Source organism: Streptomyces sp. NPDC015242 (assembly GCF_043079125.1).
GTDB lineage: Bacteria > Actinomycetota > Actinomycetes > Streptomycetales > Streptomycetaceae > Streptomyces.
On sequence record NZ_JBIBUF010000012.1, the window covers coordinates 234,957 to 248,991 of the forward strand.

The 14,035-nt window shown below is 73.8% G+C and carries 13 protein-coding genes; 8 read left to right on the forward strand and 5 right to left on the reverse strand.

Annotated features, from left to right (window positions below; translation table 11 throughout):
* Nucleotides 1-78: 78 nt before the first annotated feature.
* Nucleotides 79-861, reverse strand: coding sequence for an adenosylcobinamide-GDP ribazoletransferase (locus ACF07N_RS34005; RefSeq protein WP_392120475.1), 783 nt, complete (start codon nt 859-861; stop codon nt 79-81).
* Between the two features lie 60 nt (nt 862-921).
* On the opposite strand from ACF07N_RS34005, the gene ACF07N_RS34010 reads away from it, so the two are divergent.
* A complete protein-coding gene (locus ACF07N_RS34010) occupies nt 922-1,686 on the forward strand; it encodes a hypothetical protein (protein WP_392120477.1) in 765 nt (254 codons plus the stop codon).
* A 19-nt stretch (nt 1,687-1,705) separates the two neighbouring features.
* Here ACF07N_RS34010 and cobT read toward each other — a convergent pair whose 3' ends face one another.
* Entirely contained in the window at nt 1,706-2,938 is a 1,233-nt protein-coding gene (cobT, locus tag ACF07N_RS34015) for a nicotinate-nucleotide--dimethylbenzimidazole phosphoribosyltransferase (protein WP_392120479.1), read from the reverse strand.
* Between the two features lie 194 nt (nt 2,939-3,132).
* Here cobT and ACF07N_RS34020 point away from each other — a divergent pair, with 194 nt between their 5' ends.
* Entirely contained in the window at nt 3,133-4,179 is a 1,047-nt protein-coding gene (locus tag ACF07N_RS34020) for a class I SAM-dependent methyltransferase (RefSeq protein WP_392120481.1), read from the forward strand.
* An 18-nt stretch (nt 4,180-4,197) separates the two neighbouring features.
* Here ACF07N_RS34020 and ACF07N_RS34025 read toward each other — a convergent pair whose 3' ends face one another.
* Nucleotides 4,198-5,397, reverse strand: coding sequence for a bifunctional adenosylcobinamide kinase/adenosylcobinamide-phosphate guanylyltransferase (locus ACF07N_RS34025; protein WP_383323645.1), 1,200 nt, complete (start codon nt 5,395-5,397; stop codon nt 4,198-4,200).
* 222 nt (nt 5,398-5,619) lie between these two features.
* Here ACF07N_RS34025 and ACF07N_RS34030 point away from each other — a divergent pair, with 222 nt between their 5' ends.
* Nucleotides 5,620-5,832 (forward strand): hypothetical protein, encoded by a 213-nt coding sequence (locus tag ACF07N_RS34030; RefSeq protein WP_031115848.1) that lies wholly within the window; start codon nt 5,620-5,622, stop codon nt 5,830-5,832.
* A gap of 50 nt (nt 5,833-5,882) precedes the next feature.
* Here ACF07N_RS34030 and ACF07N_RS34035 read toward each other — a convergent pair whose 3' ends face one another.
* Entirely contained in the window at nt 5,883-6,584 is a 702-nt protein-coding gene (locus ACF07N_RS34035; protein ID WP_383323650.1) for a class I SAM-dependent methyltransferase, read from the reverse strand.
* A gap of 83 nt (nt 6,585-6,667) precedes the next feature.
* Nucleotides 6,668-7,267 carry a DUF3043 domain-containing protein gene (locus ACF07N_RS34040; RefSeq protein WP_383323653.1) on the reverse strand — a complete coding sequence of 200 codons (600 nt, stop codon included), beginning with the start codon at nt 7,265-7,267 and terminating at the stop codon, nt 6,668-6,670.
* 304 nt (nt 7,268-7,571) lie between these two features.
* Here ACF07N_RS34040 and ACF07N_RS34045 point away from each other — a divergent pair, with 304 nt between their 5' ends.
* The 5 genes from ACF07N_RS34045 (at nt 7,572) to ACF07N_RS34065 (ending at nt 13,976) form a co-directional block, all read left to right on the forward strand.
* A complete protein-coding gene (locus ACF07N_RS34045; RefSeq protein WP_383323656.1) occupies nt 7,572-8,372 on the forward strand; it encodes a PspA/IM30 family protein in 801 nt (266 codons plus the stop codon).
* A 23-nt stretch (nt 8,373-8,395) separates the two neighbouring features.
* Entirely contained in the window at nt 8,396-8,677 is a 282-nt protein-coding gene (locus ACF07N_RS34050) for a hypothetical protein (RefSeq protein ID WP_383323659.1), read from the forward strand.
* Nucleotides 8,678-8,795: 118 nt separating this feature from the next.
* Nucleotides 8,796-10,016: a sensor histidine kinase gene (locus ACF07N_RS34055; protein ID WP_392120484.1), complete on the forward strand. Its 1,221-nt coding sequence runs from the start codon at nt 8,796-8,798 to the stop codon at nt 10,014-10,016.
* Complete coding sequence (locus ACF07N_RS34060) at nt 10,013-10,696, forward strand: response regulator (protein WP_392120486.1); 684 nt, start codon at nt 10,013-10,015, stop codon at nt 10,694-10,696. The genes ACF07N_RS34055 and ACF07N_RS34060 overlap by 4 nt, the downstream gene beginning before the upstream one ends.
* Nucleotides 10,697-10,856: 160 nt before the next feature.
* The gene (locus tag ACF07N_RS34065; RefSeq protein WP_392120488.1) at nt 10,857-13,976 is read left to right on the forward strand and encodes an efflux RND transporter permease subunit; all 3,120 of its coding nucleotides are present in this window, start codon (nt 10,857-10,859) and stop codon (nt 13,974-13,976) included.
* Nucleotides 13,977-14,035: the final 59 nt, after the last annotated feature.

Sequence of the window (14,035 nt, forward strand, 5' to 3'; positions counted from 1 at the left end):
CCCCCGATCGCGTGATGTGTCCGGGTCACGAAGCTAGCGGCCGGACGGCCGGGGCGGGACGGGGGCGCAAAGACCGTTTCAGTCCAGTGACAGAACGACCAGCGCCGTCGTCGCGGCCGTCTCCGCCAGTGCGCCGAAGACGTCCCCGGTCACTCCGCCGAACCGCCGTGTGCAGTGCCGCAGCAGCGCCTCGGCGGCGGCCGGGGCGAGCAGGGCCGCCGACGCGGTCCGCACCGCGTCGTACGGCCCGAGGACAGCCCCGGCCGCCGTCGCCACCGCGGTGACGGCGACCGCGGCGACGAGTGCCGCCCGCGCCGGCACCACACCCGCGACGGCCGCCCCCAGCCCCTCCGGCCGCGCCGCCGGCACCCCGGCGCGGGCCGCCAGCGTCAGGGCCAGCCGGGCGAGCGTCGCGGAGACGACGGCGGCGCACGCGCCGCGGGCCCAGGAGACCTCGTAGGCGTGGGCGAGCGCGGCGACCTGCGCGAGCAGGGCCAGGACGAGGGCGATCACCCCGAACGGGCCGATGTCCGACCGCTTCATGATCCGCAGCGCGTCCTCGGCGGGCTTCGCGCTGCCCAGCCCGTCGGCGGTGTCGGCGAGCCCGTCCAGATGGAGCCCCCGGGTGAGCACGGCCGGCACGGCGACGCCCGCCACGGCGGCGAGCAGCGGGCCCGCGCCGAGGAGCAGCAGCACCAGCCCGGTGGCGGCGGCCGCGGCGCCGACCGCGAGACCGGCCAGCGGCGCGCACAGCATGCCGCCGCGCGCCGCCTCCCGGTCCCACCGCGTCACCCGGACCGGGAACACCGTGAGCGTGCCGAAGGCGAAGCGGACACCGTCGAGGGGCGAGGTTCCGGTCACCGGCGCAGGCTACCGGCCGGTCAGGAGAGGGGAGACGGGGGGCGAGGATAAAGTTCACATATGGGATGGCTGGAGCGGAACATCATCGAACCCGGCAAGCTTCCGCTGCTCCTGGCCCTCCTCGCCTTCGTGCTGACCTTCGTGATCACCCGGGCCATCACCCGTCTCATCCGGGCGGGCAAGGGCCCCTTCCGCAACATCAGCGGCAGCGGCGGCGTCCACGTCCACCACGTCGTCCCCGGCGTCATCCTCACCATCATCGGCGGCTTCGGCGCGGTCGCGGGCGGACAGCACGGCTTCGGCTCGTGTCTCGCGGCCGTGCTCTTCGGCATCGGCGCGGGCCTCGTCCTCGACGAGTTCGCCCTGGTGCTGCACCTCGCCGACGTCTACTGGACGCCGGACGGCCGCAAGAGCGTGGAGATGGTCGTCCTGACCGCCTCCCTCGTCGGACTGCTCCTGCTCGGCTTCTCGCCGCTGGGCGTCGACGACCTCTCCGAGGACCAGCAGGACAACCGTGCCGCCGTCCTCGGGAACATCCTGGTGAACTTCGCCTTCGCCCTCGTCGCTCTGTTCAAGGGCAAACTCCGCCTCGCGGTCGTGGGCCTGGTCATCCCGCTGGTCGCCCTGGTCGCCGCCGTGCGGCTGGCCCGGCCGGCCTCTCCCTGGGCGAAACGGTTCTACCGCAACCGGCCCAGGGCCCGGGCCCGGTCCGGACTGCGGGCCTACCGCCACGACCGACGCTGGGCCGGCCCCCGGCGCGCCTTCCAGGACTGGATCGGCGGCGCCCCCGACCCGCGGCCGACCCGGTCCCTGGAACGCCGCTGACCCGCCGGGCGGGCCCCGCCTAGTCCGTCAGCCCCGCCGGCTTCCCGGCTGCCGCCGGCCCCCCGTCCGGCGCCGGCTCCGGCACGGAAGCCGCGTCTTCGCCGGCTGCCGCGCCCTCGACGACCGAGGTGCCCGCGACGACCGAGGTGCCCGCGACGGCCGCCGGGTCCTCGGCGGCCGCCGTGTCCTCCGGCGTCTCCGACTCCTTGGGCTTCTCCGGCAGTTCCGCCGCCAGGGCCGCGGCCGCCTGGACCAGGGGCAGTGCCAGCAGGCCCCCCGTGGCCTCGCCGACCGTCACCCCGTGGGTGAGGAGCGGTTCCAGGGCCATCCGGTCCAGGGCCTTCGCCTGCCCGGGCTCCCCGCTGTCGTGCGCGGCCAGCCACCAGTCCGGAGCCCGGAACGCGATCCGCTGCCCGACCAGCGCGCACGCGGCCGTCACGACCCCGTCGAGCACCACCGGCAGCTTCCGCACCGCGCTCTGCAGCAGGAAGCCCGTCATCGCGGCGAAGTCGGCGCCGCCCACCGTCGCCAGCAGCTGCAGCTGGTCCCCGAGCACCGGCCGGGCCCGGCGCAGCGCGTCCCGGATCGCCGCGCACTTGCGCATCCACGCCAGGTCGTCGACGGCCAGCCCGCCACGCCCGGTCACGACCGACGCGTCGACCCCGCACAGCGCCGCGACCAGCACGCCCGCCACCGTCGTCCCGCCGACGCTCACATCACCGAGGACGACGAGATCCGTACCCGAGTCGGCCTCCTCGTCGGCCACCGCGATCCCGGCCCGGAACGCCGCCTCGGCCTCCTCGAGGGTCAGCGCGTCCTCGATGTCGATGCGCCCGCTGCCGCGCCGCACCCGGTGCCGTACGGCGTCCTCGGGCAGGGTCTCGGGGTCGCAGTCCAGGCCCATGTCGACGACCCGCACCGGCACGCCCAGCCGGCGGGCCAGCACCGACACCGGCCGGCCGCCCTCCAGCACCTCGCGCACCAGCTCCCCGGCGCTGCCCGCCGGCCGGGCCGAGACGCCCAGCTCGGCGACGCCGTGGTCACCGGCGAAGAGCACCACCCGCGGACGTTCGACCGGCCGTACCGGCACGGCCGATTGCGCCGCCGCCAGCCACTCGCCCAGTTCGTCGAGGCGGCCCAGCGATCCGGGCGGCACGATCTGCCGCTCCCGGCGTGCCTCGGCGTCACGGCGGACCCCGCCGTCCGGACGCTCGATCAGATCGGTGAAGTCGTCGAGATTAAGCGAGCTCATTCGCCGAACAGTACCGGCACCGGCCGAACGGCAGGGCGCCACATCACCACACCGCGGAGGCGACGTCGTTGCACCCGGGATCGGCATCCCCTACGTTCCGGTTTGCAGTGGATTGTCGGGATCTGGTGGTCCGGTGGTCGTCCACCGGCCCGGCCGTCCGTCCCTGCGCACGCCCTCGCGCCCGGGAGCCGCCCATGACCGCCCGTCCCGCCTCCTCCGCAGCCCACGTCCCGCAGGCGACCGCACGGGTCCACGAACCGCGCCGCGAGGACTGCCCCTGGTGCGGTTCCGCCCGGCTGCGCAACCGGCTGCGCACCGGCGACCTGCGGCAGTACAAGCCGGGCGGTTTCACGGTCGACGAGTGCCGGGACTGCGGCCACACCTTCCAGAACCCCCGCCTGACGGCCGAGGGACTCGCCCTCTACCACCGCACCGTGCGCGGGGCGCCCAGGGACCCGGCGAGCGACGGCCTCCTCGCCCTGCGCGGCAGCCGGGGGCGGCACCGCTCGGCCGCCCGCGCGATGCGGCGCTTCGGGGAACCGGAGAGCTGGCTGGACGTCGGCACGGGCCACGCGCGCTTCCCCGCCACCGCCCGGGAGTTCTTCCCCTACACCGCCTTCGACGGCCTGGACCCCACTCCCCGCGTGGTCCGGGCCCGCTCCGCCGACCGCGTGGAGGAGGCCCACGTCGGCAGCCTGACCGACCCCCGCGTCACCGCACCGCTGCGCGGCCGCTACGACGTCGTCAGCATGCTCCACCACCTGGAGGGCACGCCGGACCCGCGCGCCGAACTCCAGGCGGCCCTCGGCGTCCTGCGCCCCGGCGGCCACCTCCTGGTCGAGACCCTGGACCCCCGCAGCGTCTTCGCCGCGCTCCTGGGCCGCTGGTGGCTCGCCTACGACCAGCCCCGCCACCTCCACCTGATCCCGCCGCGCAACCTGCGGGCCCAGCTGGAGGCGGCCGGCTGCACGATCGTCACCCTGGACCACCGCCCCGCCCACGTCCCCCACGACCTCTCCGGCGCGCTGGCCCTGTCCCTGTCGCACGCCCTGCCCGCCCCGGACACGCCCTGGCGCGCCATCCCCCCGCCCCCCGTCCACCGCCACGCCCGTGAGGCACTGCTGCGCGCGGGAGTCCCCCTGGTGGCCCTGGCGGCGGCGGCCGACCACCTCATCGCCCCGGTGGCGCGCCGCACCCGTTTCGCCAACGCGTACCGGCTGATCGCGCGCAAGGCGGCCTGAGGGCGGGCCCCCGCGCCGTCAGCCCCGCAACACCACGGCCTGCCCCGCCACCACCAGCAGGACGTGCTCGCACTCGTCCGCGAACCGCGCGTTCAGCCGCCCGAGTTCGTCCCGGTACCGCCGCCCCGACGCCGTCGCCGGCACGATGCCCGAGCCCACCTCGTTGGACACGGCGACCACGGTCCGGCGGGTGGCCCGGACCGCGTCCGTCAGCTCCCGCACCCGCTCCCGCAGCACCTTCTCGCCCCGCTCCGCCCACACCGCGTCGTCCCACGCCCCGGCCGCGTCCATCGCGTCCGTCAGCCACAGCGACAGGCAGTCGATGAGCAGCGGCGGCCCCTCGGCCGCCAGCAGCGGCACCAGATCGCAGGTCTCGGCCGTCCGCCACGACCCGGGCCGCCGCTCCCGGTGCGCGGACACCCGCGCCGACCACTCGGTGTCCCCGTTGCGCGACCCGCCCGTCGCCACGTACAGCACGTCCGGGAAGGCCTCCAGACGCCGCTCGGCCTCCACCGACTTCCCGGACCGGGCCCCGCCCAGCACCAGCGTCCGGCGCGGCACGTCCGGCACGTCCTCGTACGCCCCGACCGCCAGCGTCGCCCCGTCCGGCACGGCCCGCGCCCCGGCCGCTGCGAGCCGCCGCCCGAGCTCGGGGCCCGGCGGCACGTCGTGGTCCAGGTGCACGGCGACCACGTCGGTCGTCGGCCCCACCGCCCCCACCGCCCGCAGCCTCGCCAGCGCGTCCGGCCGCCCCACGACGTCCGTGAGCACCATGTCGTACGGCTCGGCCGGCTCCCCCAGACCCGCCGGCGCCCCACCCGGCGGCAGGTACAGCAGCCGCTGCCCCTCCGGTCCGGTCACCGCGTACCCGGTGCCCGGCGCGTCCAGGGCCACCGCCCGCACCCGGTGCCCGGTCAGCAGCGTCAACTCGCGTCCGTCCGGCACCCGCCCCGGCTGCGGCAGCCCCGCCGGCACCTCCACCGCCGGCCCGTCGTGCGGATGCGACAGCAGCACCTGCCGTACGCCGGTCAGCGAGCGGCCCGCGCGCGCCGCGGCGAACGCCGCCCCGGGCGTCAGGTCCAGCAGCAGCACCCCGTCCACGAGCAGCGCGGTCGCCGCCCGCGCGTCCGGGCCCACGGCGGCCGCACAGGCCGCGCAGGGGCAGTCGGGGCGGGGCAGTCCCGCCGGGGCGCCGGTGCCGAGCAGAGTCAGTTCCACGCCCCGATTCTCACCCCTGCGCCTGCGACACGCGTGACGGAGACGCCCCTCCAGGGGCGGGGGGAACTGCGCGAACACCCCCCACGGCCCGCGCCCGCCCCACACCCCGCGCTCCCGCGGGGCCTGTGACGCCCCACCGGCGGAGCGCATAGGCTCGGGTCGGGAGCCGGACCGGGATCCGGCTCCCGCTGTGCAGTGTGCTCACACACCTGGGAGGCGTACATGGCGGCATGGACGTGGCGGTTCGAGAAGACCGACGGGACGGAGGTCGAGCCCGCGGTGCCGCCGGAGGAGTTCCCCACCCAGGGGGACGCCGAGTCCTGGATCGGGGAGCACTGGAAGGCGCTGAAGGAGGGCGGCGCCGACCAGGTGCGGCTGTTCGAGGACGCGACGGAGATCTACGGGCCGATGAGCCTGCACGCGGCCGAGGCCTGAGCCCCCGGGCGGGGGCCGACGGCCCTCGCCCACCCCCCACCGCGGGTGGGTCAGCCCCGCACGCCGCACAGGTGCAGCAGTGCCGCCACCCCGCGGTACGGGTCCGTCCGCCCGGCCTTCTCCTCCACCGCGAGGAGGGTCTCCACGTCGGCCGGGACCCCGGCGCCGTCCGCCGCCGTGTCGGTGAACACCCGCACCCCGTACCAGGCGTGCAGCGGCGCCCCGATCCCGGCGAGCGTCGCCGTGAGGTCCTTCAGCCGGTCGGCCCGTACGTCGAGCCCCAGCCGGTTGCGGTAGCCGACCGTGTCGAACGCGGCCAGCGCGCCTGCCCAGTCGCCCGACAGCCCGGGCCGGATCGCGAGCGCGTCGCCGTTGCGCACGAGGAGCGACAGCAGCCCGCCCGGCGCGAGCACCCGGGCCAGGCCCGCCAGCAGCGGGTCGGGCTCCTCCACGTACATCAGCACCCCGTGGCAGAGCACCACGTCGAAACTGCCGGGCAGGAAGTGCACGCCGGTGTCCCGGCCGTCGCCCTCGATGATCCGCATCCGCTCCCGGATGCCCTCGGGTTCCCCGGCGAGGGACTCCCGGGCCGCTGCGATCATCGTCGCGTCCTGCTCCAGGCCGGTCACCTCGTGCCCGGCCCGGGCCAGCCGCAGCGCCTGCGTGCCCTGGCCCATGCCGACGTCGAGCACCCGCAGGCGTCGGCCGACCGGAAAGCGCCCGACTATCTGCTCGTCCAGCTGGCGGGCCACCAGCTCCTGCCGGACGACATCGCGCAGCCCGCCCAGCCTTTCCAGCCAGGCATCCGCCGCACCCCCGGAGAACGGCGTCGTGGTCAGGGCCGCTCCCCGCGCTTGACCTGCGGCTTGGGCAGCCGGAGCCGGCGCATCTGGAGAGAGCGCATCAGGGCGTAGGCGACCGCGCCGCGCCGGTTCTCACCCGCGAAGCGCTCGTTCAGCTGCTTCTTCAGGCGGAAGGCCGTGACGAACGAGTCGAGCACGATCAGCACGATCACCACCAGCCACAGCAGCAGCGCGATGTTCTGCAGCGCCGCCACCCGCACCATGCTCAGCACGAGGATGACCACGGCCATCGGCAGGAAGAACTCCGCGATGTTGAACCGGGAGTCGACGAAGTCCCGGGCGAACCGGCGCACCGGACCCTTGTCCCGCGCGGGCAGGTAGCGCTCGTCGCCACTGGCCAGCGCCTGGCGCTGGCGCTCCAGCGCGGCACGGCGCTCCTCACGCTGGCGCTTGGCGGCCTCCTTGCGCGTCATCGACGTGTTGGCCACGCTGCGGCGCTGGCTCTGGGCCTGGCTGCGCTTCGGCGTGGGGCGGCCCTTGGGGGCCTGGGGGTCGCGGGGCTGCTTGGAGAAGTTCACCGGCGCCTTGTCGGCGTCCTGGGCCTTCTCGTCCTTGGCACGGCTACGGAACACAAAACCCAAGGGTAAGGGCTTCCGGGCATGGACCCCAGCCCGGTGGGGAACGATCCGGCAACACCAGTCGTCTGTAAGGGGACAGAGGGGACGTTGTGTACGCACCCGGTCGTCTCCGGGCCGTGCACCCCGGGTGACCCCGGGGATCACCTACTCCCTACGCCGGATCGGGAGCGTACGCAGTCGTCCTTGGGGATGAGCGCATCCGTCCCCGAACAGTGCGGTAATGGATGCAGGGCCCGTACTGTGGGTTCTGTCGCTGGAGCTGGAACCGGAGTCGGTCAGAAGGGGGCGCGCGAAGCCCATGAGCGGTGTCATGAAGCGTATGGGAATGATCTTCCGCGCGAAGGCGAACAAGGCCCTTGACCGGGCCGAGGACCCGCGCGAGACCCTCGATTACTCGTACCAGAAGCAGCTGGAGCTGCTCCAGAAGGTACGGCGCGGTGTCGCCGACGTGGCGACCAGCCGCAAGCGCCTGGAGCTCCAGCTGAACCAGCTGCAGTCGCAGTCCGGCAAGCTGGAGGACCAGGGCCGCAAGGCCCTCGCGCTGGGCCGCGAGGACCTGGCCCGCGAGGCGCTCTCCCGCCGGGCCGCGCTCCAGCAGCAGGTGACCGACCTGGAGACCCAGCACGCGACGCTCCAGGGCGAGGAGGAGAAGCTCACCCTCGCGGCCCAGCGGCTCCAGGCCAAGGTCGACGCCTTCCGCACGAAGAAGGAGACGATCAAGGCGACGTACACGGCGGCCCAGGCGCAGACCCGCATCGGTGAGGCCTTCTCCGGCATCTCCGAGGAGATGGGCGACGTCGGGCTGGCGATCCAGCGCGCCGAGGACAAGACGGCTCAGCTCCAGGCCCGCGCCGGCGCGATCGACGAACTGCTCGCCTCCGGTGCCCTGGACGACCCCTCCGGCATGCACAAGGACGACATCCAGGCCGAGCTGGACCGCCTCTCGGGTGGTACGGATGTAGAGCTGGAGCTGCAGCGCATGAAGGCCGAGCTCGCCGGTGGGACCGGTGGCGGGCAGCAGGCCATCGAAGGCGGTGGCACGAGCCAGCAGCAGTCCTCGCAGCAGCCGCAGGACACCCCGCGTTTCGACAAGCAGTAGGGGCCCACGCCTAGGAGGGCGACGTGATCGTACGGATCATGGGGGAGGGGCAGGTGAGGCTGGCCGACGGCCACCTCGCCGAGCTGGACAAGCTGGACGACGAGCTCCTGGCCGAAATGGAGAACGGCGACGGCCCCGGCTTCCGCCGCACGCTCCAGGCCCTGCTGACCAGGGTTCGCGACCTGGGCGAACCGCTTCCCGACGACTCCCTGGAACCGTCGGAACTGATCCTGCCCTCCCCGGACGCGACCCTGGAGGAGGTCCGGGAACTGCTCAGCGACGACGGCCTGATCCCCGGTTCGTGATCCGCGGGCGGCACCCCGCACCGCCCGGTCGCGGGCCCGCCCGCCGCCGGGCCGGCGCCGCGCACCCCGCACCCGGCGCCGTGTCCCCGCGCACCGGCCCCGGCTACCGTGAGTCCCCGTGAGCACCCTCCAGCGGGTCAGATGCAAGGCCACGGCACACCCCCTGGCCATGGACGCGGTCCTGGCCGCGAGCGTCCTGGTCTGCATGGTCGCCGGCTCGTTCGTCGAACCCCGCCACCGCGACAACGTCAGCTGGGTCCTGCGCACCCCCGACGTCCTCAGCCTCGTCCTCATGGCCCTCGGCGCCGCCGCCCTGGTCTTCCGCCGCCGCGCCCCGATGACCGTCCTCGCCCTCACCTGCGCGGTCTCCGTCGTCGAGTCCGTCACCGGCGACCCCCGCGCCCCCGTCGCCATGTCCGCGGTCATCGCCCTGTACACCGTCGCCTCCACCACCGACCGCCCCACGACCTGGCGCGTCGGCCTGCTCACCATGACCGTGCTGACCGGCACCGCCATGGCCGTCGGCAGCCTCCCCTGGTACGCCCAGGAGAACCTCGCGATCTTCGCCTGGACCGGCATCGGCGCCACCGCCGGCGACGCCGTCCGCAGCCGCCGCGCCTTCGTCCAGGCCATCCGGGAACGTGCCGAGCGCGCCGAACGCACCCGCGAGGAGGAGGCCCGCCGCCGGGTCGCCGAGGAGCGGCTGCGCATCGCCCGGGACCTGCACGACGTCGTCGCCCACCACATCGCCCTGGTCAACGTCCAGGCCGGGGTCGCCGCCCACGTCATGGACAAGCGCCCCGACCAGGCCAAGGAGGCCCTGGCCCACGTCCGCGAGGCCAGCCGCTCCGCGCTCAACGAACTGCGCGCCACCGTCGGACTGCTCCGCCAGTCCGGCGACCCGGAGGCCCCCACCGAACCCGCCCCGGGCCTGGACCGCCTCGACGAACTCACCGGCACCTTCCGCAGCGCCGGCCTGCACGTCGAAGTGGCCCGCGCCGACCAGGGCACCGCCCTGCCCGCGGCCGTCGGCCTGGCCGCCTACCGGATCATCCAGGAGGCGCTCACCAACGTGCAGAAGCACGCCGGGCCGCAGGCGAAGGCCGAGGTCAGCGTCGTCCGGGTCGGGCCGAACATCGAGATCACCGTACTCGACGACGGCACGGGCGAGGGCGAGACCCCGGCCGGCGGCGGCGGGCACGGGCTGCTCGGCATGCGCGAGCGGGTCACCGCCCTGCGCGGCACCCTCACCACCGGTCCCCGCTACGGCGGCGGCTTCCGCGTCCATGCGATCCTGCCCGTCAAGAGCCGCACACCCACCGGGGAGGACCCCGCATGACCATCCGTGTCCTGCTCGCCGACGATCAGGCGCTGCTGCGCAGCGCCTTCCGCGTGCTCGTCGACTCCGAGCCCGACATGGAGGTGGTGGGTGAGGCCTCCGACGGCGCGGAGGCGGTACGGCTGACCAAGGAGCAGCGCGCCGACGTCGTCCTGATGGACATCCGCATGCCCGGCACCGACGGCCTCGCCGCGACCCGCATGATCAGCGCCGACCCCGCCCTGGCCGGCGTCCGCGTGGTCATCCTGACGACGTTCGAGGTGGACGACTACGTCGTGCAGTCGCTGCGCGCCGGCGCCTCCGGCTTCCTCGGCAAGGGTTCCGAGCCCGAGGAACTGCTGAGCGCCATCCGGATCGCGGCCGGCGGCCAGGCCCTGCTCTCCCCGGCGGCCACCACCGGCCTGATCGCCCGCTTCCTCGCCCAGGGCGACCCGTCCGACGGCGACCGCGACCCGGCCCGCGGCGAGCGGCTCGACTCGCTGACCGTGCGGGAGCGCGAGGTGCTCGTCCAGGTCGCCGGCGGCCACTCCAACGACGAGATCGCCGAGCGGCTCGAGGTCAGCCCGCTGACGGTGAAGACACACGTCAACCGCGCCATGGCCAAGTTGGGCGCCCGCGACCGGGCCCAGCTGGTGGTCATCGCGTACGAGTCGGGCCTGGTCCGTCCGAGGGTGGAGTGAACCCGGCCCGGCCGTACTGCGCCGGGAGTATGCGCCGCATAAGGAACGGGACCTGGGGCCTACGGAACCGGCCCCACGCATGGCCCAGGGTGTAGGGGCGGGCGCTCGTCTGCGCGCCCGCTGCCGCTTCTGCCGTTAAACAGAAGAGAGACCCTGACCCATGTCCTGGCTGTCGAGATTCAGCCTCGCCCAACGGGCCCTGATAGGGCTGATGTCGATCATCGCGCTCGTCTTCGGGGCGATCGCGATACCCCAGCTCAAGCAGCAGCTGCTGCCCACCATCGAACTGCCCATGGTGTCCGTGCTGGCGCCGTACCAGGGCGCGTCCCCGGACGTGGTCGAGAAGCAGGTCGTCGAACCCATCGAGGACAGTCTCGAAGCCGTCGACGGCATCAGCGGCGTCACCTCCACCGCCAGCGAGGGCAACGCCGTGATCATGGCGTCCTTCGACTACGGCAACGGCACCGAGCAGCTGGTCGCCGACGTCCAGCAGGCCGTCAACCGGGCCCGTGCGCAGCTTCCCGACGACGTCGACCCGCAGGTCGTCGCCGGCTCCACGGACGACATCCCCACCGTCGTCCTCGCCGTCACCTCCGACCGCGACCAGCAGGCCCTGGCCGACCAGCTCGACAAGACGGTCGTGCCCGACCTGAAGAGCATCGACGGCGTCGGCCAGGTCACCGTCGACGGCGTGCGCGACGTCCAGGTCACCGTCACGCCCGACGACGCGAAGCTGGCGAAGGCCGGTCTGACCGCGCAGTCCCTCTCCCAGGCGCTCCAGGCGGGCGGCGCCACCGTCCCGGCCGGCTCCTTCGACGAGGACGGCGCCAATCGCACCGTCCAGGTCGGCGGCGGCTTCACCTCGCTGCGGCAGATCCAGGACCTGAGGGTCACGGGCGAGCCCGGCAAGGGCGAGCCGGTGCGCCTCGGCGACGTCGCCACGGTGAAGCAGCAGGAGGCCCCGGCCGACTCCATCACCCGCACCGACGGCAGGCCCAGTCTCGCCGTCGCCGTCACGATGGACCGCGACGGCAGTGCGGTCGCCATCTCCGACGCCGTCCAGGACAAGCTCCCCGACCTGCGCAAGGACCTCGGCTCCGGGGCGACCCTGACGGTGGTCAGCGACCAGGGCCCGGCCGTCTCCAAGTCCATCAAGGGCCTGACCACCGAAGGCGCGCTGGGTCTGCTCTTCGCGGTCCTGGTGATCCTGGTCTTCCTGGCCTCGATCCGCTCCACCCTCGTGACGGCGGTGTCCATCCCGCTGTCCGTGGTCCTCGCCCTGATCGTGCTGTGGACGCGCGACCTGTCGCTGAACGTCCTCACCCTGGGCGCGCTGACCATCGCCATCGGCCGGGTCGTCGACGACTCGATCGTGGTCCTGGAGAACATCAAGCGCCACCTCGGCTACGGCGAGGAGCGTCACTCGGCCATCCTCACCGCGGTGCGCGAGGTCGCGGGCGCGGTGACGTCGTCCACGCTGACCACGGTCGCCGTGTTCCTGCCGATCGGCCTGGTCGGCGGCATGGTGGGCGAGCTGTTCGGCTCGTTCAGCCTCACCGTGACGGCCGCGCTGCTGGCGTCGCTGCTCGTCTCCCTGACGGTCGTGCCGGTCCTGTCGTACTGGTTCCTGCGTCCCCCCAAGGGCACTCCCGAGGACGCGGACGAGGCGCGCCGGCTGGCCGAGGAGAAGGAGGCCAGGAGCCGTCTGCAGCGGATCTACGTCCCGGTCCTGCGCTTCGCCACCCGCCGCCGCCTCACCAGCGTGGCCATCGCCCTCGTCGTCCTGGTCGGCACCTTCGCCATGACGCCCCTGCTGAAGACGAACTTCTTCGACCAGGGCGAGCAGGAGGTCCTCACCGTCAAGCAGGAGCTGAAGCCCGGCACCAGCCTGGCTGCCACCGACGCCCAGGCGAGGAAGGTGGAGAAGCTGCTCGCCGGCACCGAGGGCGTGAAGGACTACCAGGTCACGATCGGCTCGTCCGGTTTCATGGCGGCCTTCGGCGGCGGCACGGACAGCAACCAGGCCTCGTACCAGGTGATGCTGGAGGACTCCGCGTCCTTCGAGGACGTCCAGGACCGCATCGAGAAGGGCCTGGCCGGGCTGGAGGGCATCGGCACCACCACCATCGCGGCCGGTGACGGATTCGGCGCCCAGGATCTGAGCGTCGTGGTGAAGGCCGCCGACGCCGAGGTCCTGCGCACGGCCTCCGAGCAGGTCCGCAAGACGGTCGCCTCCCTCGACGACGTCACGGACGTCACCAGCGACCTGGCGACCAGCGTCCCGCGCATCTCGGTGAAGGCCAACGACAAGGCGGCCGCGGCCGGCTTCACCGACCAGACCCTCGGTGCGGCCGTCGCCCAGGCCGTCCGCGGCACCACCGCCGCCAAGGCGGTCCTGGACGACACCGAGCGCGACGTCGTCATCCGCTCGGCGAAGCCCGCGCGGACCCTGAAGGAGCTTCAGGACCTGCGTCTGGGCGGTGCGGTGAAGCTCGGCGACATCGCGACGGTCAAGGTGGTCGACGGGCCGGTCTCCATGACCCGCATCGACGGCCAGCGCGCCGCCACCGTCACGGCCAAGCCGACCGGCGACAACACCGGCGCGGTCAGCGCCCAGCTCCAGTCGAAGATCAACGCGCTGAAGCTCCCGGACGGCGCCACGGCGTCGATCGGTGGTGTCTCCGAGGACCAGGACGAGGCCTTCGCCAACCTGGGCCTGGCGATGCTGGCGGCCATCGCGATCGTCTTCCTGCTGCTGGTCGGCACGTTCCGGTCCCTGGTGCAGCCGCTGATCCTGCTCGTCTCCATCCCGTTCGCCGCCACCGGCGCCATCGGTCTGCTGGTGGCGACCGGCACCCCGATGGGCGTCCCGGCGATGATCGGCATGCTGATGCTGATCGGCATCGTGGTGACGAACGCGATCGTGCTGATCGACCTGATCAACCAGTACCGCAAGCAGGGCCACGGCGTCGTCGAAGCCGTGGTCGAGGGCGGCCGGCACCGTCTGCGGCCCATTCTGATGACCGCCCTGGCGACCATCTTCGCCCTGCTGCCGATGGCCCTCGGCATCACCGGCGAGGGCGGGTTCATCGCCCAGCCGCTCGCGGTGGTGGTGATCGGCGGCCTGGTCACCTCGACGCTGCTGACCCTGCTGCTGGTGCCGACGCTGTACGCGATGCTCGAACTCCGCAAGGAGCGCCGGGCGAAGAAGCGCGCGGCGAAGAAGGGCCGCACGGCCGAGGCGGCGGACACGCAGGAGCCGGAGCCGGCGAACGCGTGACGGTCCCGCGGCGGCCGGGCACCGACCCCCACGGTCGGTGCCCGGCCGCCGCCGTTCGT